The 19373-nt window shown below is 76.0% G+C and carries 19 protein-coding genes; 8 read left to right on the top strand and 11 right to left on the bottom strand.

What is annotated here, in order from left to right:
* Nucleotides 1–6 precede the first annotated feature (6 nt).
* Together RM780_RS00385 and RM780_RS00380 are read right to left on the bottom strand one after the other, a co-directional pair.
* A complete protein-coding gene (locus RM780_RS00385) occupies nt 7–1101 on the bottom strand; it encodes a FecCD family ABC transporter permease (protein WP_311628337.1) in 1095 nt (364 codons plus the stop codon).
* Complete coding sequence (locus tag RM780_RS00380; RefSeq protein ID WP_311628336.1) at nt 1098–2114, bottom strand: FecCD family ABC transporter permease; 1017 nt, start codon at nt 2112–2114, stop codon at nt 1098–1100. The genes RM780_RS00385 and RM780_RS00380 overlap by 4 nt, the downstream gene beginning before the upstream one ends.
* Nucleotides 2115–2201: 87 nt before the next feature.
* On the opposite strand from RM780_RS00380, the gene RM780_RS00375 reads away from it, so the two are divergent.
* On the top strand, nt 2202–2840 hold the full coding sequence (locus RM780_RS00375) for an HAD family hydrolase (protein WP_311628335.1): 639 nt from the start codon (nt 2202–2204) through the stop codon (nt 2838–2840).
* A 349-nt stretch (nt 2841–3189) separates the two neighbouring features.
* Here RM780_RS00375 and RM780_RS00370 read toward each other — a convergent pair whose 3' ends face one another.
* Nucleotides 3190–3444: a hypothetical protein gene (locus RM780_RS00370; RefSeq protein ID WP_311628334.1), complete on the bottom strand. Its 255-nt coding sequence runs from the start codon at nt 3442–3444 to the stop codon at nt 3190–3192.
* 199 nt (nt 3445–3643) lie between these two features.
* Between RM780_RS00370 and RM780_RS00365 the strand changes: the two genes are divergently transcribed.
* Nucleotides 3644–4027 carry a cold-shock protein gene (locus RM780_RS00365; RefSeq protein WP_311628333.1) on the top strand — a complete coding sequence of 128 codons (384 nt, stop codon included), beginning with the start codon at nt 3644–3646 and terminating at the stop codon, nt 4025–4027.
* Nucleotides 4028–4051: 24 nt separating this feature from the next.
* On the opposite strand, the gene RM780_RS00360 is transcribed toward RM780_RS00365, so the two are convergent.
* Genes RM780_RS00360 through RM780_RS00345 form a run of 4 tightly spaced genes read right to left on the bottom strand, consistent with a single transcriptional unit; the run spans nt 4052 to nt 7778 of the window.
* Nucleotides 4052–4912: a 1,4-dihydroxy-6-naphthoate synthase gene (locus tag RM780_RS00360; protein ID WP_311628332.1), complete on the bottom strand. Its 861-nt coding sequence runs from the start codon at nt 4910–4912 to the stop codon at nt 4052–4054.
* Nucleotides 4893–5708, bottom strand: coding sequence for a futalosine hydrolase (locus RM780_RS00355; RefSeq protein ID WP_311628498.1), 816 nt, complete (start codon nt 5706–5708; stop codon nt 4893–4895). Before RM780_RS00355 ends, RM780_RS00360 begins: the two co-directional genes overlap by 20 nt.
* Nucleotides 5709–5741: 33 nt before the next feature.
* Nucleotides 5742–6323 (bottom strand): hypothetical protein, encoded by a 582-nt coding sequence (locus tag RM780_RS00350; protein ID WP_311628331.1) that lies wholly within the window; start codon nt 6321–6323, stop codon nt 5742–5744.
* Between the two features lie 27 nt (nt 6324–6350).
* The gene (locus RM780_RS00345) at nt 6351–7778 is read right to left on the bottom strand and encodes an MFS transporter (protein WP_311628330.1); all 1428 of its coding nucleotides are present in this window, start codon (nt 7776–7778) and stop codon (nt 6351–6353) included.
* A gap of 291 nt (nt 7779–8069) precedes the next feature.
* Here RM780_RS00345 and RM780_RS00340 point away from each other — a divergent pair, with 291 nt between their 5' ends.
* The 3 genes from RM780_RS00340 (at nt 8070) to RM780_RS00330 (ending at nt 13409) form a co-directional block, all read left to right on the top strand.
* Entirely contained in the window at nt 8070–8897 is an 828-nt protein-coding gene (locus RM780_RS00340; RefSeq protein WP_311628329.1) for a DUF3027 domain-containing protein, read from the top strand.
* Between the two features lie 607 nt (nt 8898–9504).
* The gene (locus RM780_RS00335) at nt 9505–12627 is read left to right on the top strand and encodes a sacsin N-terminal ATP-binding-like domain-containing protein (RefSeq protein WP_311628328.1); all 3123 of its coding nucleotides are present in this window, start codon (nt 9505–9507) and stop codon (nt 12625–12627) included.
* The gene (locus RM780_RS00330) at nt 12615–13409 is read left to right on the top strand and encodes an endo alpha-1,4 polygalactosaminidase (RefSeq protein WP_394812849.1); all 795 of its coding nucleotides are present in this window, start codon (nt 12615–12617) and stop codon (nt 13407–13409) included. The genes RM780_RS00335 and RM780_RS00330 overlap by 13 nt, the downstream gene beginning before the upstream one ends.
* A gap of 36 nt (nt 13410–13445) precedes the next feature.
* On the opposite strand, the gene RM780_RS00325 is transcribed toward RM780_RS00330, so the two are convergent.
* Nucleotides 13446–13730, bottom strand: a complete 285-nt coding sequence (locus RM780_RS00325; protein ID WP_311628326.1) for a DUF2530 domain-containing protein — start codon at nt 13728–13730, stop codon at nt 13446–13448.
* Between the two features lie 72 nt (nt 13731–13802).
* Here RM780_RS00325 and RM780_RS00320 point away from each other — a divergent pair, with 72 nt between their 5' ends.
* Both RM780_RS00320 and RM780_RS00315 read left to right on the top strand, forming a co-directional pair.
* The gene (locus tag RM780_RS00320) at nt 13803–14300 is read left to right on the top strand and encodes a MarR family winged helix-turn-helix transcriptional regulator (RefSeq protein WP_394812848.1); all 498 of its coding nucleotides are present in this window, start codon (nt 13803–13805) and stop codon (nt 14298–14300) included.
* 61 nt (nt 14301–14361) lie between these two features.
* Nucleotides 14362–15711, top strand: a complete 1350-nt coding sequence (locus tag RM780_RS00315; RefSeq protein ID WP_311628324.1) for an MFS transporter — start codon at nt 14362–14364, stop codon at nt 15709–15711.
* Between the two features lie 193 nt (nt 15712–15904).
* Here RM780_RS00315 and RM780_RS00310 read toward each other — a convergent pair whose 3' ends face one another.
* Nucleotides 15905–16321: a MerR family transcriptional regulator gene (locus RM780_RS00310; RefSeq protein ID WP_311628323.1), complete on the bottom strand. Its 417-nt coding sequence runs from the start codon at nt 16319–16321 to the stop codon at nt 15905–15907.
* Nucleotides 16322–16471: 150 nt separating this feature from the next.
* Here RM780_RS00310 and RM780_RS00305 point away from each other — a divergent pair, with 150 nt between their 5' ends.
* On the top strand, nt 16472–17545 hold the full coding sequence (locus tag RM780_RS00305; RefSeq protein WP_311628322.1) for an alkene reductase: 1074 nt from the start codon (nt 16472–16474) through the stop codon (nt 17543–17545).
* Between the two features lie 85 nt (nt 17546–17630).
* On the opposite strand, the gene RM780_RS00300 is transcribed toward RM780_RS00305, so the two are convergent.
* The gene (locus RM780_RS00300) at nt 17631–18629 is read right to left on the bottom strand and encodes an aldo/keto reductase (protein ID WP_311628321.1); all 999 of its coding nucleotides are present in this window, start codon (nt 18627–18629) and stop codon (nt 17631–17633) included.
* A 100-nt stretch (nt 18630–18729) separates the two neighbouring features.
* Nucleotides 18730–19287: a hypothetical protein gene (locus RM780_RS00295; RefSeq protein ID WP_311628320.1), complete on the bottom strand. Its 558-nt coding sequence runs from the start codon at nt 19285–19287 to the stop codon at nt 18730–18732.
* Nucleotides 19288–19373: the final 86 nt, after the last annotated feature.

Below are 19373 nucleotides of genomic sequence, written 5' to 3'. Positions count from 1 at the left end.
CGTCGGTCACGGGGTCCGGCCTCCCTGGGGGGTGCGGCTGCTGACGATCAGCCACAGCAGGTAGGGCGCGCCCACCGCGGCCGTCACCACCCCCACCGGCAGCTCGGTGGGGGAGAAGAGGGTGCGCGCCAGCACGTCGGCCAGCACGGTGATGAACGCCCCGGCCAGCGCCGAGCACAGCAGCGGGATCTGCGCGGTGCGGGTCAGGCGCCGGGCGATCTGGGGCGCGAGCAGCGCGACGAAGTCCACCGGCCCGGCCGCGCCCGTGGCAACGGCCGCCAGCAGCACGCCCAGCGTCGCCAGGCCGAGCCGGACGCGGCCGAGACGCACGCCCAGCGCCAGGGCCGTGTCGTCGTCCAGCGACACCTGCCGCTGCGCGCGCGCCGCCCACAGCACCCCGGGCAGCAACAGCAGCAGCGCCCAGGCCAGCGGCTCGGCCTCCGCGTAGCCGCGGCCGTTGAGGGAGCCGGTCATCCACACGGTGGCCTGCTGCGCCACCAGGTACTCGCCCTCGGTCAGGAACAGTTGCGTCACCGAGCGCAGCGCGACGGCGAAACCGATCCCGATCAGCACGAAGCGGGTGGCGTGCAGCCCGCCGCGCCAGGCGAAGACGTAGACCAGCACGGAGGCGGCCAGGCCCCCGGCCACCGACCAGTACGGCAGCACGGAGGCCGTGGCCACGCCGTAGGTCATCGCGCCCACGGTCACCGCCGCCGCGCCGTGCGTCACGCCGATGATGTCGGGGCTGGCCAGCGGGTTGCGGGCCACGGTCTGGATCAGCGCCCCGGCCACGCCCAGCGCCGCGCCGACCAGCAGCCCGGTGGTCAGGCGCGGCAGCCGCAGCGTGCCGACGACGAAGGAGTGCTCGGAGGGCCCGCCGAAGACCACGGGCAGCGCCTGGCCGGGCGGCACGAACGTCTCGCCCAGGCACAGCGCCGCCAGGCAGGCCACGGCCAGGGCGACCGCCAGCGCGGCGCCGGCCACCACGGCCCTGCGGTGCACGAGGAACGAGGCCCTGCCGCGCCGCGCCAAGGCGTACCCGGCGGCGGCCGGCACCGGGGCGGCCTCGCGAGGGACGGCCTCGCGGGGCGGGGCGCTCACGCCCGCACCGCCGTCCGCCGCACCAGCGCGACCAGGAACGGCACGCCGATCAGCGCGGTCATCACCCCGGCCGGCACCTCCGAGGGCGGGAAGAGGACCCGGCCCACCACGTCCGCGATCAGCAGCACGGCCGCGCCCAGCAGCGCGGCCATCGGCAGCAGCAGCCGGTGCCCGCCGCCGACCAGCGGGCGGGCCAGGTGCGGCACGGCGAGCCCGACGAACGCGATGGGCCCGGCGGCGGCCACCCCCGCGCCGGTCAGCACGGCCGCCCCCAGGCCGCCGAGGATGCGCACCAGCGCGACGTTCTGCCCCAGGCCGCGGGCCACGTCCTCGCCCAGCGCCAGGGCGTCCAGGCCGCGCGCGGCGGCGGCCACCAGCAGCGTTCCGGCGAGCAGGAACGGCCAGATCCGCTCGGCGATCCCGGCGTCCCGGCCGGAGAGGGAGCCGATGTTCCAGAACCGGAACTGGTCGAGCGTGGAGGAGCGGGTGGTGAGAACGCCCGTGGTGACCGAGACCAGCAGGGCGTTGATCGCCGCCCCGGCCAGGGCCAGCTTCACGGGCGTGGCCCCGCCCCGGCCGCGCGCGGAGACGGCGTAGACGGCGACGGCGGCCAGCGTGGCGCCCGCGAAGGCGTACCAGACGAAGGTCTCCAGGGCCGTGGCCCCGGCGAAGGCGATGGCCAGCACCACGGCCACGGCCGCGCCCTGGCTGACGCCGAGGATGCCGGGCTCCGCGATGGGGTTGCGGGTCAGGCCCTGCATCACCGCCCCGGCCATGCCCAGCGCGGCGCCGACCATCAGGCCCAGCGCGGTGCGCGGCAGCCGCATCTCCCGCACCACCTCCACGTCCGGGCCGCTCCCGCCCTCGAACAGCGCCCGCCACACCACGTCCGGGGCGAGGGAACGGCTGCCCACCGCGAGGCTCAGCAGCATCGCGAGCCCCACCGTCACCACCGCCGCCAGCAGCCACCCGGCCCGGGCCGTGGGCGCGAGCGGGCGGGCGGTGGCGGGCATGGCGTTCTCCGGAAACGGGCGGGGCGGGGCCGGTGGTTAGGTTAGGCGACCCTAAGCCGGGTCATGTGCTGGGGGCACACTACCGGTATGCCGCCTTCCCTGAACACGCCCCTTCGCCGCCTCACCGTCGGCTTCGATCTCGACATGACCCTGATCGACTCCCGGCCGGGCATCCACGCCTCCTACCGCCAACTCTCGGAGGAGACCGGGTCGTTCATCGACGCGGACCTGGCCGTCAGCCGGCTCGGCCCGCCGCTGGAGGAGGAGCTGGCGCACTGGTTCCCCGCGGAGCGGATCGCGGCCGTCGCCGCCCGCTACCGCGAGATCTACGTCACGCGCGCCATCGACGCCGTTCCCGCCCTCCCCGGCGCCCGGGAGGCCATCGCCGCCGTCCACGCGCACGGCGGGCGGGCCATCGTGGTCACCGCCAAGTACGAGGAGAACGCCAAGCGCCACGTCGCCCACCTCGGCCTGGACGCGGACGCGGTGATCGGGGACCTGTGGGCCGAGGCCAAGGCGGGCGCGCTGCGCACGCACGGCGCGACGGTCTACGTCGGGGACCACACCGCGGACGTCCGGGGCGCCCACGCCGCGAACGCCCTCTCCGTCGCCGTCGCCACGGGCCCCTGCGACGCCGCCGCCCTGGCCGAGGCCGGCGCCGAGGCGGTCCTGCCGGACCTCACGGCCTTCCCGGCCTGGCTGGACGCTCACGTCGGGGCGGCCTGAGGCCCCTGCTCCCGCCGGGCCGGGCCGCGCGCCACCGGCCGCGGGGCACCCACGGACGCCGTACGTCCTCAAGGAGTCGCCCGTCACGGCCCGGCGGGGACCGCCTGCCCGCGGGGCAGGCCGCCTGCGGGGCAAGCGGCCCGGAGGGCAAGCCGCCTCCGGGGCAGGCCGCCCGCAGGGCAAGCCGCCTGCGAGGCAGGCCGCCCGCAGGGCAGGCGGCCCGGAGGGCAAGCCGTCTGCGAGGCAAGCGGCCCGCAGGGCAAGCGGCCCGCAGGGCAAGCCGCCTACGGGGCAGGCCGCCGGGAAAAGCCGCCCGCAGGGCAACGCTGCTACGGCCGCCCGGCCAGGGCTACGCCTCGTCCCTCGCGGCCGGGCGGGCCAACGCCCGCTGGTGGGCCATCGAGCGCAGCAGGCCCGCCGCCGCCACCGCGAACCCGAGGCCCATCAGCATGGAGACGAGGTAGGCCGCGGTGGGCAGCGGGTCGGCCCCGATCAGCAGGGGGACCACCGTGATCACGGTCGCCACCGCGCCCACGGCGAAGATCACGCCCCCGGCCCGGACCAGCCGGTCGCCGGGTCCGGGGAGCAGCTCACTGTCACTCATGTCACCAGCGTCCCACGAGCGCATAGTCACCGGAGGGCGGGGCAGTCATCCTCCGAAACGGCCCGGCGCCATCTTGTCACCGGGCCGGGGGCGATTAGCCTGGGAGGTGGCGGGTCCGCGCGGCCCGCCGCTTCGGTATGGAATCAAGGACGGCAGCACTGGCCGGCGGGCGGCCAGTCGAGCGCGAGGACGAGGACACGTGCCTACCGGCAAGGTCAAGTGGTTCAACAGCGAGAAGGGCTTCGGCTTCCTCTCCCGCGACGACGGCGGCGACGTCTTCGTGCACTCCTCGGCCCTGCCCAACGGCCTGGACACCCTGCGGCCCGGCCAGCGCGTGGAGTTCGGCGTCGTCGCCGGACAGCGCGGCGACCAGGCGCTGTCCGTGACCCTGCTCGACCCGATGCCCTCGGTGGCCGCCGCCCAGCGGCGCAAGCCCGACGAGCTGGCCTCCATCGTCCAGGACCTCACCACCCTCCTCGACGGCGTCTCCCAGCAGCTTGAGCGCGGCCGTTACCCCGACCGCGTCAGCGGCCGGAAGATCGCCGGCATGCTGCGCGCGGTGGCCGACCAGCTCGACGTCTGAGGAGGGCCCGCCCGCCCGGCCCGCTCACAGCCCCGGAGCGGCGGGCACCAGGCCCGCCCGCGCGGCGCGCTCCAGCAGCTCCCGGACCGCCGCGTGCCCGGCCCTGCCCAGGTCCTCGGTGAACTCGTTGACGTACAGGCCGATGTGCGCCTCGGCGACGGCCTCGTCCATCTCCTGCGCGTGCTCCCGCACGTACGCCCCGCTCGCCGCCGGGTCGGCCCAGGCCCGCCGCACCGAGGCGCGGATGGCCTCCGTGATCGTGCGCAGCCGCTCCTCGCCCAGCGAGCGCCGCGCGATGATCGCGCCCAGCGGGATGGGGTGCCCGGTGCTCGCCTCCCAGAACTCGCCCAGGTCCGCGAGGCGTTGGAGCCCGTAGCGGTGGAAGGTGAACCGCGCCTCGTGGATCACCAGGCCCGCGTCCACCCGGCCGTCGCGCACCGCCGGCATGATCTCGTGGAAGGGCAGCACCACGATCTGGCCCACCCCGCCGGGCACGGCCTCGGCCGCCCACAGCCGGAACAGCAGGTAGGCGGTGGACCGTTCGGAGGGAACGGCAACGGTGCGGCCGGCCAGACCGGCAGGGGTCCCGGCCTCGCGGGTGAGCACCAGCGGCCCGCACCCGCGCCCCAGCGCCCCGCCGCAGGGCAGCAGCGCGTACTCCTCCAGCACCCAGGGCAGCACGGCGTAGGAGACCTTGAGGATGTCGCCCTCGCCGCGCTCCGCCAGGCCGTTGGTGACGTCGATGTCCGCGAACGTCACGTCCACCGCCGGGGCGCCCGGCACCAGCCCGTGGGCCCAGGCGTGAAAGACGAAGGTGTCGTTGGGACAGGGCGAATAGGCGATGCTCAACGCCCCGCCGCCCGCCTCAGGGAACGCGTCCGCCACGATTCCTCCCGCTGTCGTCGTCCCGCACGTCCGGCACGTCCCGCGCCTCCCGCACGTCCATCACCTGCCGCCCGTCCAGCACCGGCCAGATCGCGGCGAAGGCGTCCGTCAGCGCCCGCAGCGCCTCCGGGATGCGCCAGGCGGCCCGGTCGCGCGGGCCCACCGCGTTGGACACCGTGCGCACCTCCAGCGCCGGAACCCCGAACAGGGCGGCGGCCGTTGCCACCCCGAAGCCCTCCATCGCCTCCGCCGCCGCGCCCGCGTGCCGCCCGGCCAGCTCCTCCGCGCGCGGCGCCGTGCCGGTCACGGTGGAGACGGTCAGCACCGGCGCCAGGACCGCGCCCGCCGCCTCGGCCAGCGCCCGCGCCAGGCCCGGGGGCGGCCGGTGCGCCACCACCCCGACGCCCATCTGCGCCACGTCCGTGAACCCCTCGGCGGTCTGGCCCCCCAGGTCGGCGGCCACGATCGCGGAGGCCACCACCGTGCCCCCCACGGCCACCGCCGGCGCGAACCCGCCCGCGATCCCCGCCGAGATCACCACCTCGTACGCCCCCGGCGCCAGCGCCAGCACAGCCGAGGTCCCTGCCGCCGCGGCGGCGGGCCCCACGCCCGCCGCGAGCGTGTCCACCAGCAGCCCGCCCGGCCCGTTCCCGCCCCGGCCCGGCGGCCGGACCCGGTGCAGGACCAGGTGGTCCAGCAGCGGCAGCGGCTCGGGCGCCGCGCCCGCGGACAGGACCACCGCGTCCCGCTCGGGCGGGACGGCGGTGACCACCAGAACGCGTCTCGTGCCGGTCAGGTCCAGGGCTATGTCCTCAGTCCTCGGAGGGCGTCAGTCCTCGGGCTCCAGGTCCACATTCCACACGCCCTCGAAGGAGCCGAACATCCGCTCCCGGTACTGCTCGTCGGACTCCGAGGACCAGATCGACTCGCGGTCGTACTCGTCGTTGACCTGCGCGACCAGCAGCCGCATCTCCTGCCGCTCCGGCAGCGCGCCGGGGTTGGGGTTGCGCTCGTCGAAGGCCGCGTACAGCTCGTCGACCTCGAAGGTCTGGTAGGTGCTGGTGAAGGGCGTCGAGTCGTAGAGGACACCGTTGTAGAACAGCAGCCAGCCGTCCTCGGCCACCTCCGGGTCCACGCCCACCCGCAGGGTGTCGCCGTGCCCGGCCGTGAACGCCACGACGTCCTCGGTGTTCTCGATGCACTCCTGCACCCGCTCGGCGCCCAGCGCGCCGTCGCCGTGCTCGGCGTGGCAGTTCTCCACCGGCTCGCGGGAGGTCGTGTGCGACCCCAGCGTGAAGTGGGCGTTGGGCGCGGGGCGCTCGCACCCCGTCAGCGCCACCAGCGCCGCCCCGGCGGCGCCCGCGGCCAGCGCGGTGCGGAGGACCCGGCGGCCCATGGAGATCGCAGTCATGCGGGCAGGTTAACGCGCCCGCGGTGGTCACCGGACGCGGGGGTGCGGCGTGCCGCGCCTGGCCCCGCCCAGCAGCCCGCGCACCGAGGCCGCCGTGCCCAGCAGGACCACGGCGGCGGCCACCCGCATCCCCAGCGGCCCGTCCAGCGGCAGGATGATGCCCACCCCGCCGCCCGCCACCCAGGCGAGCTGGAGCGAGGTCTCCGAGCGCGCGAACGCCGAGGTGCGCACCACCTCGGGAACGTCCCGCTGGATCATCGCGTCCAGCGACAGCTTGCCCAGGGCCTGGCAGATCCCGGCCGCCGCGCACACCAGTACCACCGTAACGGCGAGGTACGACACGGCCGCGGCCGTCGCCGTGGTCAGCGCCACCGCGAGCACCGCCAGCAGGATCAGCTCGGGGGCGCGGGCGCGCAGCCAGTTGCCCAGCAGGTTGCCCAGGCCGTTGCCCGCCCCGGCCGCCAGGCCCACCAGGCCCAGCGAGAAGGCCGCGGTCAGGCCGGGCAGCGGTTCGTTGCGCAGCAGGAAGGCCATGAAGAACAGCAGGAAGCCCGACAGCGCCCGCAGCCCCGCGTTCGCGAACAGCGCCTTCAGCACGGGCGTTCCCAGGCCGCGCATCACCCCGCGCACGCCCCCGCCGCCGTGCCCCTCCTCCCGCTCCCAGGCCAGCGCGGCGCGCGCCTCCGCGAGTTCGGCCAGGTGCATCGTGCGCTCGCCGCCGGCGAGGTCCACCTGGCCGGGCAGCCGGAAGGAGAGGAACGCGCCCACGACCGTCAGCGCGCAGGCCCCGTACAGCGGCCACCGCTCGCCGATGGCGTTCAGGGCCAGGCCGATGGGCGCGACCGCGCCCGCCGCGATGAGGCCGGTCAGCGTGATGCGGGCGTTCGCCTTCACCAGCGAGATGCCGCGCGCGGGGAGCAGGCGGGGGACCACGGCGGCGCGCACGATGTTGTACGCCTTGGAGCAGACCATCACGCCCAGCGCCGCCGGGTAGAGGCCCAGGCCGCCGCCCACCACCGCGCCCGCGATCACCAGCGCCAAGCCGCCGCGGGCCAGCAGCGCCACCGCCATCGCCGCCCGCCGCCCGTGCGGCACGCGGTCCAGCAGCGGCCCGATGACCGGGGCGAGGATCACGAACGGGGCCATGGTGACGGCCAGATACAGCGCGACCCGGCCGCGGGCCTCGTCCGTGGGCACGGAGAAGAAGATGGTGGAGGCCAGGGCCATCGTCACCAGCATGTCGCCCGCGGAGTGCACCGCGTGCAGCTCGATCAGCTTGGACAGGCCCGATTCGCCGGCGCCGTGCGCATGCGTGGCGCGGCGGACGCGGCGGGCGAGGGCCCTGGGCACCACCGGCAGGGCGCGAGCCGCCGCACGGACGGCGCGGGCGGCGCGGCCCGCGCGGCCCTCAGCCCTCGTAGTCCCGATGTCGGAGGACGAACCGCCAGCAGCCACGGCTGCCAGCCTAAGGCCGGGGCCCGGCCGGACCGCCGGTTCTCACCGCCCGTTTACCGCCTTTACGCGGTTCCTTCCGGGCTTCTTCCGCGCTTCTTCCGCGCGTGCTCGCGCGGGCTTCCCCGGCATGGGGAGCACGTGCGCGTGCCGGCGGCACGTGCGGTAGCGTGGGCGGACGGTGCGCCTTGCCTACGTACAGCGCGGCGTCGCAGCGGTCCCGGTGTCCGCTCCGTCGGCTGAAGTCCGCTCCCGGGCGCCCCGCACGCACAACGGCGTAGGAGTGAGTTCGTCATGAATGCAGGGAGTGCCGGCAGCGACGCCGCCGCGTCCACCGCGACCGCGGGCACGGCGACGGCCACCGCGACCGCCGCGCGCAGCCGGACCCCCGACCGGCTGTGCGCCGACGCGGTCCAGCTCGCCCGGGAGGTCGCCGCCGAGGTGGCGCACCCCCAGCCGCTCGGGCCCTACCTGGGGGCCGTGGCCGAGGGCGACCGGGTGGTCACCCACTTCTTCGCCAGCGAGCTGCCCGGCTACCCCGGCTGGCGCTGGGGCGTCACCGTCGCCCGCGCCGCCCGCGCCCGCTACGTCACGGTGGACGAGGTCGCGCTGACCCCCGGGCCGGAGGCGCTGCTGGCGCCGGAGTGGGTGCCCTGGAGCGAGCGCCTGCGGCCCGGCGACCTGGGGCCCGGCGACCTGCTGCCCATCGAGGGCGACGACCCGCGCCTGGAGCCCGGCTTCGTCGCGGACGCGCCCGAGCGGGAGGCCGGCGACCGTGGCGAGGTGGCCGACGTGGTCGCGGACCCGGGCATGGGCCGGCGCCGGGTGCTGTCCTGGTACGGGCTGAGCGAGGCCGCGGACCGCTGGGACGAGGCGTTCGGCCCCGAGACCCCCATGGCCGCCGCCGCCCCCGCGAACTGCGTAAGCTGCGGCTTCCTCCTGCCGATGGCCGGTTCGCTGCGCCAGGCCTTCGGCGTCTGCGCCAACGTCTACTCCCCGGCCGACGGCCACGTCGTCTCCCTCCGCTACGGCTGCGGCGGCCACTCCGAGGCCGCCGTCTCCCCGCCCGCGCCCACCCCCCCTTCCCCGGTCATCGACCACATGGGCGCGGACCCGCTGTAACGCTCCGCGTTTCGCTGCGCGGCTGAGGCGGCACGCTCGCCGGGGCGGCCGTCGGGTGAACGCCCCGGGCGGAGCGTCCCGCGAACGCCTGCGGCGGGCCGTCGCGCGACGGCCGTTTGCCAACGGCCGGGGGCGGCGCGGTTGGTCAACGCCCCGGGTCGGGCGTGGCGCCCACAATCCGGGTCGTTCCGCGTACGCCTGCGGCGGGTCGCTGCGCGAGGGCTGCGGGTCGGCCGTTCCGCGAACGCCTCCGGCGGGCCGCTGCGCGGGGGCCGCGAGTCGGCGTTCCCGGGCAGGGCGCGGTGCGTCTGCGCCCGCGGCGGGCCGCCGCGCGGATGCCCGAGGTCGGCCGTTGCGCGGGGGCTTCGGGCCGAGTGCCGTGGCCCGGCTGTTTTCCGAACGGCCGGGGCCGTCGTGGCGTCGGTGCGTGCCCGTAGGCAGCGTTCGGTGGAGTGCGTCGTCAACGTCCGTGGCTGAGGCCGCACTTCGGTGGGAAGCGGGGTCCGGCACGGGGAAGGGCCGCGCCCGCCAGGGGCGTTGAGGGGGCCGTTCCGCAAGCGCCCGGTGGGGCCCGCCGGGGGCCCGCCGGGGCGGTACTGTCGCATGCGTGACGACCGACACCGGGGCCCGTGGCGAGCCCTTCGAGACCGACCGGCTGCGGCGGGGTGTGCTCGACGCCTGGGCCGCCTCCGCGGCCCGTTTCCGTGAGGACGCCAACGCCGAGGAGGACCTGGCCAGAGGCGGGTACCGCGACCGCGTGGTCACCGAGCTGGCGCAGAACGCCGCCGACGCCGCCGCCCGCGCGGGGCACCCCGGCCGGCTGCTGCTGTCGTTGCGCGACGGCGTCCTCACCGCCGCCAACACCGGCGCCCCGCTGGACGCCGTCGGCGTCGAGTCGCTGTCCACCCTGCGCGCCTCCGCCAAGCGCGACGACGCAGACCCCGCGGCCGGCGCGTCCGTGGGCCGCTTCGGCGTCGGGTTCGCCGCCGTCCTGGCCGTCTCCGACGCCCCCGCGATCGCCGGCGCCGCCGGGGCCGTGCGCTGGTCGCTGGCCGAGGCCGCCGAGCTGGCCCGCGCCGCCGCCGGGGACAGCCCGCGCCTGGCCGCCGAGCTGGACCGCAGGGCCGGGGGGCGGCACGCCGTCCCGCTGCTGCGCCTGCCCCTGCCCCACCCCGGGCCGCCGCCCGTGCCAGAGGGCTACGACACCGCCGTCACCCTGCCGTTGCGCGACGCCGCCGCCGAGGACCTGGTCACCCGCCTCCTCGACGCCGTGGACGACACGCTGCTGCTGACCCTGCCCGGCCTGGCCGATGTCACCGTCGTCACCCCGGGCGGCTCGCGCACCCTCACCCGCCGCCAGTTCGGCCCGTACACCCAGATCACCGAGGAGCCGGGCCCGGCCGGGAGCGCGGTGCGCTCCACCCGCTGGCGCGTGGCCACCGACAGCGGCCTGGCGGACCCCGAGCTCCTCCAGGACCGCCCGCTGGAGGAGCGGGAACGCCGCCACTGGTCCGTCACCTGGGCCGTTCCCGTGGACGCCGAGGGCTCGCCCGTGCCGCCCACGAGCGCCCCCGTCGTGCACGCCCCCACGCCCACCGACGACGCGCTGGGCCTGCCCGCGCTGCTGATCGCGGCGTTCCCCCTCGACCCCACGCGGCGGCACGTCGCGCCCGGCCCGCTCACCGACTTCCTGCTCGGCCGGGCCGCCGACGCCTACGCCGCGCTGCTGGCCGACTGGCGTCCGGTCACCGCCGACTCCCTCGGCCTGGTCCCCGGCCCCCTCGGGCGGGGCGAACTCGACGCCCGGCTGCGGGAGGCGGTGCTGCGGCGGCTGCCGGCCGCCGCGTTCCTGCCCAGCGCCGCCGAGGTGCCGGTCCCGCTGCGGCCCAGCGAGGCCGAGCTGGTCGAGGGCGCGGGGGGCGAGACCCTGACCGTGCTGGCCGACCTCGTCCCCGCGCTGCTGCCCGCCGGCCTGGAGCGCCGCGCCGAGCTGCGGGTGCTGGAGGTCGAGCGGGTCTCGCTGGGCGAGATCATCGACCGCCTGGCCGGGGTGGAACGCCCGCCCTCCTGGTGGCACCGCCTGTACGAGTCGCTGGCCGGCGTGGACCCCGAGCTGCTGACCGGCCTTCCCGTGCCCCTGGCCACCGGCGACGGGCGCACCACCCTCGGGCCGCGCCGCGTGCTGCTGCCCCTGCCGGGCACCGACCCCGCCGGGCTGGCCCGGCTCGGCCTGAAGGTGGCCCACCCCGAGGCCGCGCACCCGCTGCTGGAGAAGCTGGGCGCCGCCCCGGCCACCCCGCGCGCCGTCCTGTCCACCCCGCAGGTCCGCGCCGCGGTGGCGGCCTCCGCCGACCCGGAGGTCTGGGACGAGGAGGCCGTGCCGCCCGAGGAGCTGGCCGAGACGGTCCTCGCCCTGGCCCGGGACGCCGAGCTGGCGCCCGGCGAGGAGCCGTGGCTGGCCGCCCTGGGCCTGCCCGACGAGGACGGCGACCTCACCCCCGCGGGCGAACTGGTCTACCCCGGAAGCCTGTTCCAGCGGGTCATCCGGGAGGGCGAACTCGCCGCCTGCGACGGGGAGCTGGCCGAGCGCTGGGGCGAGGCGGCGCTGACCGCCGTCGGCGTGCAGGCCGACTTCGCGTTGATAGCGGCCGAGGATGTCGTCCTGGACCCCGACCAGTTGGAGCCGGGAGACGCGGACTGGGCCGAGCCCGACGACGTCGGCCTGCTGGACGTGGTGGACGTGTGGTGCGAGGACGTGCTCGACGCCCTGCCGCCCGCCTCCCTGCCCCCCGTGGCGCCGCAGCTCCTCGCCGTCCGCGACCTCGAACTCGTCGACGACGACCAGTGGCCTCTGGCCCTCGAACTGCTCTCCCGGCCCCCGTTCCGGCAGGCCCTGACCACGCCGCTGCGCGTGCGGATGCCCGACGGCACCCTCGAACGCGCCCGCCCCTACACCGCCTGGTGGCTGCGCGGCGCCCCCGTGCTGGGCGGGCGCCGCCCGGCGGGCCTGCGCTCGGCCGGCGGCGACCCGCTGCTGGCCGGGCTCTACGAGGAGGCCGACACCGCCGAGGCCGACGAGGAGGTGCTGCACGCCCTGGGCGTGCGCACCACCGCCCGCGCCCTGCTGGCCGAGCCGGGCGGGGCCGCCGACCTCCTGGCCCGCCTCGCGGACCCCGGACGCCCGGTCACCCCGGCCCAGTTGCACGGCCTGTACGCCCTGCTGGCCGGCCTCGACCCCGAGGCCGTCACCCTGCCCGAGGCGCTGCGCGCCGTCCGGGACGGCGCCCCGGCCGTGGTGGACGCCTCCGAGGCCCTGGTCGCGGACACCCCCGACCTGCTGCCGCTGGCCGCCGGCCTTCCCCTGCTGCCCGTCCCGCCCGCCCGGGCCGCCGCGCTGGCCGCCGTCCTGGACGTGCGCCCGCTGAGCGCCGCGCTTCCGGCCGTTCCCGCCGCCGAGGGCGTTGCCCGCGACGTGCCCGAGGCCGCCCGGGACCTGCTGGGGCCGGACGTTCCCGGCACCTACCGCGAGCACGACGAGCTGATCGTGGACGGCGTGGAGCTGGACTGGCGGCTCACCCCGGACGGCACGCTGCACGCCGCCACGGTCGAGGGCCTGGCCGCCGGGCTGGCCTGGGCGGCGGGGCAGTGGCCGCGCCGCTTCGAGCTGGCGGCGCTGCTGGAGGACCCGGAGCGGGCGGAGGAGCTGGAGACGGAGCGGTGGTTCGACTGAGCCGCGCCCGCGCGGGGGCGGCGGCCCTGGCCTGCCTCCTGCTCGCGGCCTGCTCGGGCTCCACGCCGGAATCCCCGGCCGCTCTGTGGGTCCCCGGGCCGGGAACGCCCTGGCAGTGGCAGCTCTCCGGCCGCCTGGACCTCACCGTGGACGTTCCCGTCTACGACATCGACGGCTTCGAGTCCACCGCCGAGGACGTCGCCGCCCTCCACGAGCGCGGCGTCCGCGTCATCTGCTACATCAACGCCGGCGCCTGGGAGGACTTCCGCCCCGACGCCGATGCCTTCCCCGGGGAGCTGCGCGGCGAGGGCAACGGCTGGGAGGGCGAACGCTGGCTCGACATCCGCGCCCTGGACACCCTCCGCCCGCTGATGGCCGCCCGCATGGACCTGTGCCGCGACAAGGGCTTCGACGCGGTCGAACCCGACCTCCTCGACGGCTATCTCAACGACACCGGCTTCCCGCTCACCGCCGGGGACCAGCTCGCCTACAACCGCATGATCGCCGACCTCGCCCACGAGCGCGGCCTCTCCGTCGGCCTGAAGAACGACCTCCCCCAAATCCCCGAGCTCGTCGACGACTTCGACTTCGCCGTCAACGAGGAATGCGCCGAGTTCGGCGAGTGCGACCGCCTCACCCCCTTCATCGAGGCCGGCAAGGCCGTCTTCCACGCGGAATACGCCCTGGCCCCCGAGGACTACTGCGCCGAAACGACCGCCCTGGGCCTGAGCTCCATGACCAAACGCCTCTCCCTGGACGCCTGGCGCGACCCCTGCCCGTGACGAGGCGCGCGGGCCGCGCGGGACGGCCCGCGTGCGTCAGTCCGCCGCGGGGCCGTCGTCCGGCTCCGTCGTCCGCGCGGCCCTGATCGCCGCGTCGCGGCGGCGGACGTACCACAGGCCCGGGAGGCCGCAGACGGAGCCGGCCAGGCAGGTCCAGATCCACCACTCATGGCCGTGGTCGGCGTACCAGCCGTAGAAGGGGACCTGGGCGACGAAGAGGACGCCCCAGGTCAGGACGCCGACGAGGATGGTGGCGACCACGTTGCCCTCCAGGGGCTCGGGTGCCTCCCGCTTGCCGCTTGTCCAGTCTCCCCAGCGCACGCGCCCACCCTACTCGCGGTACGGAAATGCGCGGCGCGCCCCTGGCGTCGTACTCTTTCGTTAGGCAAGCTAATGAGTGAGCCCGCAGACAGAAGCCCCAGAGCCCGAGAGAGTGAGCCGGTGCCCAAGCCCCACGCGACCCTGGACGGCCCCGAGGACGCCGCCGCGGTGAACACGCTGCGCGTCGCCGCCCAGCGCCTCAACCGCCGCATGCGCCACCTCAGCGTCGACCGCACCCTGACGCTCTCCGAGCTCTCGGCTCTGGGAACGCTGGACCGCTGCGGCGCCATGACCCCCGGCGAGCTGGCCCGCAAGGAGCACGTCCAGCCGCCCTCCATGACCCGCATCATCACGCTGCTCCAGGAGCGCGGCCTGGTCGCGCTCCGGCCGCACCCCGACGACCGGCGCCAGAAGCTCGTGGCCGCCACCGACCAGGCCGAGGCGATGCTGAAGGCCAGCCGCGGCAAGCGCAACGCCTGGCTGGCCGAGCTGGCCGAGGGCCTGGACGAGGACGAGTGGGCCACCCTGCGCGCCGCCGCCCCGATCCTGCACAAGCTGGCCCACCTGTGAGGGCCGCGCCCCGCGGCCCCACGCCCCGCCCCGCCACCACCGCACGAAGGAGGTTTACACGGTGAGTCCGGGACCCGGAGGAGACTCCGCACCCGCATCCCAGACCACGACGACCGCGACGACCAGCCCCCGCGTCTCCACCTTCGCCTCCCTCCGCGTCCGCAACTACCGCATCCATTACGTGGGTTCCGCGATATCGAACACCGGCACCTGGATGCAGCGCATCGCCCAGGACTGGCTGGTGCACGAGCTGACGGGCTCGGCCGCCGCCGTCGGCGTGACCACCGCGATGCAGTTCCTGCCGATGCTGCTCTTCGGCCTCTACGGCGGCGTCCTGGCCGACCGCTTCGACAAGCGCCGCCTGCTGCTGGCCACCCAGTCCGTCCTGGGCCTGACGGGCCTCGCCCTCGCCGCGCTCACCCTCAGCGGCGCGGTGAACGTCTACCACGTCTACGCCCTCGCCCTGGCCGTCGGCCTGGCCACGGTCGTCGACAACCCCGCCCGCCAGACCTTCGTCTCCGAGATCGTCGGCCCGCGCCTGCTGCGCAACGCCGTCTCGCTGAACTCCGCCAACTTCCAGTCCGCCCGCCTGGTCGGCCCCGCCGTCGCCGGCGTGGTGATCACCACCGTGGGCAGCGGCTGGGCGTTCCTCTACAACGGCCTGTCCTTCCTCGCCCCCGTGCTCGGCCTGCTGATGATGCGCACCGCCGAGCTGACCCCGGCCGAGCGCGCGCCGCGCGCCAAGGGGCAGCTCCGCGAGGGCCTGCGGTACGTCGGCAGCCGCCCCGAGCTGCTGTGGCCGATCACGCTGATCGGGTTCGTGGGGACGTTCGGCTACAACTTCCCGATCTGGCTGGTCGCCTTCACCGACCAGGTCTTCCACGCCGACGCCGGCACCTACGGCCTGCTCACCTCGCTGATGGCGGTCGGCTCGGTGACCGGCGCGCTGATCGCGGCCCGGCGCGGCAGCCGGCGGCTGCGGTTCACGGTCGCGGCGGCGGCCCTGTTCGGCGCGCTGCTGATGGTGGCGGCGCTGGCGCCCGCCTTCCTGGTCTTCGCGGCGCTGATGCCGGTGGTCGGCGTGGTCGCGATGACGTTCCAGGTGACGGTGAACGCCGGGGTGCAGCTCGCCAGCGACCCGGCGATGCGGGGCCGGGTGGTCAGCCTGATGATGATGGTCTTCGTCGGGGGAACGCCCTTCGGCGGCCCGCTGATGGGCTGGCTCTCGGACGAGTTCGGCGCCCGGACCGGCCTGCTGGCCGGCGGCGCGATCTGCGCGGCGGCCTCGGTCGCCGTCGCCCTGGTCCTGGCCAGGATCGGCGGCCTGCGCCTGCGCATCAGCCTGCGGGCCGGCCGCCGCGGCGTGGCCCTCGTCCCCCGCGACCCGGAGGAGCTGACGGCCCCGGCGTGAGCACGCCCGGGGGAGCGCGGCGTGGGAGCGCGCGTGGGCACGCCGGGGGCGGCCGGTGGAGGAACGCCCGGCGTGGGAGCGTCCGCGGCGCCGGGCGTACCGTGGTCCGCGTGAACGCCAAGACCCGCGCGCGGATCGTCAGCGCCGCCCTCCTGCTGCTCCTGGCCGTGGTCGCCCTGGCGGCGGCCTTCGGCTAGGAGGCGGGAGCGCGCTCGCAGCGCGGCGCGTCGTCCGGGGCCAGGGTGCCGGTGCGCAGGTCCTCGCGGTAGGCGCGGGCGGCGGCGATGACCGCGTCGAGGGCGTCGCGGGTGTGGAGCAGGTCCGCGATGTGCGCGGAGAGGCGCTCGCGCTCGCGCACCATCCGCAGCAGCGACAGCTCGGCGTTCTCCTCGCTGGGCGCCTCCACGCAGGGCAGCAGCTCGGCGATGGTGCTGCTGGAGAGGCCCGCCGCGTACAGCCGCCGCAGGAACGCGACCCGCTCGGCCTCGGCGTCCGTGTAGTGCCGCTGCCCGCCCGCGCTGCGGGTGCTGCGCAGCAGGCCCTGCTCCTCGTAGTACCGCAGGGAACGGACGCTGGCGCCGGTCCGCGCGGCCAGCTCACCGATGCGCATGCGACTCCCTGTCCGTGATGCGCGCCGTGATCGGCGCCGTGATCCGTGCCACATCGCGGGGGCCTGAACTTGCCCCTGACGTGGATGTCAGGTTTTAGCGTACCTCTCGTGCCCGGAAGCCGGGCGCTCCGCTCCACGAGGGAGTCCGACGTGACGACGCTTTTCGACAGCCACCGGCTCGGGGACCTGACCCTGCCCAACCGGGTGGTCATGGCCCCGATGACGCGTGTGCGGGCAGCCCCCGGCGGCCTGGCCACCCCCTCGATGGCCGCCTACTACGCCCAGCGGGCGACGGCCGGCCTGCTCGTCTCCGAGGGCGTGCAGCCCAGCCTGATCGGGCAGTCCAACCCCGGAACGCCCGGCCTGCACACCGACGAGCAGGCCGCCTCCTGGCGCCCGGTGACCGCCGCCGTGCACGCCAACGGTGGCCGCATCTTCGCCCAGCTCATGCACGGCGGGCGCGTCTCCCACCCCGACACCAACGGGCTCCAGCCGGTCGGGCCCTCGGCGGTCGCCGCCGCCGGGGAGGTGTTCACCCCCACCGGGCCCCAGCCGGCGCCGGTGCCGCGCGCGCTGGAGACGGCCGAGGTGCCCGAGCACGCCCGCTCGTACGCCGAGGCGGCCCGCCGCGCCCTCGACGCGGGCTTCGACGGCGTCGAACTGCACGGCGCCAACGGCTACTTGATCTCGCAGTTCCTTTCCTCCAACGCCAACCTGCGCACCGACCGCTACGGCGGCTCGATCGCCAACCGCGTCCGCTTCGCCGTCGAGGCCGCCGAGGCGACCGTCGAGGCCGTCGGCGCGGACCGGACCGGCATCCGCCTCTCCCCCGGCGCGGCGTTCTGGGGGGTGGAGGACCGCGAAGTCCCGGCGCTCTACGGGGAGTTGCTGCGCGAGCTGGCCCGGCTCGGCCTGGCCTACGTCCACCTGGAGGCCACGGCGGAGGAGGAGGTGCTGATCGGGCTGCGCCGGGCGTGGCCGGGCACCCTCATCATGAACCCGACGCTCCCGCAGGGGCCCAAGCAGACCGGGCGGGCCGAGGCCGGCCACTGGCTGGGCCTGGGCGCCGAACTCATCAGCTTCGGCCGGGCGTTCATCGCCAACCCCGACCTGGTCGAGCGCCTGCGCACCGGCCTGCCGCTGGCCCCCGCCGACGAGGCCACGTACTTCCAGGGCGGCGACGCGGGGTACCTGACGTACCCGGCGTACCAGTACACGGCCTGAGCCGGATGGGACCCGGCCGGACCGGACCCGACTCGACCGGGCGGCGCCGCACCCCGGAGCGCGCGACGCCGCCCGGCCACGGGCGTTACCAGGCGAAAGCCTCCGGCGAGGCGCCCGGGCCCGGGAAGATCTCCTCCAGCCCCGCCAGCACCTCCGCGCTCAGCTCCAGGTCCACCGCCCGCACCGCCGACTCCAACTGCTCGGCCACCCGCGGGCCGACGATCGGCCCGGTGACGCCGGGCCGGGTCAGCAGCCACGCCAGGGCGGCCTCGCCGGGGGCCAGGCCGTGCTTGTCCAGCAGGTCCTCGTACGCCTGCACCTGCGCCCGCAGCGAGCTGTTGGCCAGCGCGTCGGCGGAACGCCCGGAGGTGCTGCGGGAGCCGCCGCCCTCCCGCTCCTTGCGGATCGCGCCGCCCAGCAGGCCGCCGTGCAGCGGCGACCACGGGATCACGCCCAGGCCGTAGCCCTCGGCAGCCGGGATGACCTCCATCTCGGCGCGGCGCTCGGCGAGGTTGTAGAGGCACTGCTCGCTGACCAGGCCCAGGGAGCCGCGGCGCGCGGCGGTCTCGTTGGCCCGGGCGATGTGCCAGCCGGCGAAGTTGCTCGACCCCGCGTAGAGGATCTTGCCCTGCTGCACCAGCACCTCGATGGCCTGCCAGATCTCCTCCCACGGGGTGCGGCGGTCCACGTGGTGGAACTGGTAGAGGTCGATGTGGTCCGTGCGCAGCCGCCGGAGGCTGGCGTCCACGGCGCGGCGGATGTTGAGCGCCGACAGCCGGTCGAAGTTCGGCCAGGTCCGCTCGCCGTCGGGGCCCATCGAGCCGTAGACCTTGGTGGCCAGCACGACCTTCTCGCGCCGCCCGCCGCCCTGCGCGAACCAGCTCCCGATGATCTCCTCGGTGCGCCCCTTGTCCGGGCCCCAGCCGTAGACGTTGGCGGTGTCGAAGAAGTTGACCCCCGCCTCCAGCGCCGCGTCCATGATCGCGTGCGAGTCCGCCTCGTCCGTCTGCGGCCCGAAGTTCATGGTCCCCAGGACCAGCCGGCTGACCTTGAGCCCCGTACGTCCCAGCTGCGTGTATTTCATGCCGCCCAGCCAACGCCCTGGAGCCCGCTCCAGGCAAGAGCGGCCGCCGCGTCCGGGGACGTGGCGGCCGCTCTTTGTGTGTTCCCCCGTAACGGAAGGGTCACTGGCCGGCGCGGGCGCGCAGGCCCGCGAGGGCGGCGGCGACCAGGGCGGCGAGGAAGCCGAGGGTCACCAGGTAGATGCCGATGCCGGAGGAGAGGTCGAACACCTCCAGGGCCATGTCGATCTGCTCGGAGGTCGCGCCCTGGTCCTCCAGGTCCGCGCGGGCCAGCCGCTCGGGGTCGAAGACGTTGAGGAACGCGAAGATCGCGCCGATGAGGGCCGGGATGCCGGCCGCGGCGGCGAGGACGATCTTCTTCTGCTGGAAGGCGGCGGCGAACAGGGCCACGGCCAGGATCGCGGCGATCAGCGTGAAGACGCCGTCGCCCACCATGCCGTTGGCGGAATCCGACCCGCCGCCCAGGTCCTCCGGGGCCTCCGCCGTGATCCAGGGCAGGAAGGTGCCCAGGAACGCCAGGGCGGAGCCCGCCAGGCCGACGATCAGGAGGGTGCGGAGCTGCTGGCTGATGCCGGCGCCGGGCCCGGCCGGGGCCGGGGGCGGGGGCGGGAAGCCGGGCGCCTGGCCCGGCTGCTGCGGGGTTTGTCCGAAGTCACTCATGCCGCGAGAACCTAGGGACGGGCGGTTACCGGCCGCAACACGCGTGACTGCTTTGTGCCCAATGGCGGATATATCTTCGCGAAACG

Source organism: Streptomyces boetiae (assembly GCF_031845405.1).
GTDB classification, from domain to species: domain Bacteria; phylum Actinomycetota; class Actinomycetes; order Streptomycetales; family Streptomycetaceae; genus Streptomyces; species Streptomyces boetiae.
Note: the sequence above shows the minus strand (reverse complement) of the source record. Positions and strands in the feature narration are given on the sequence as shown.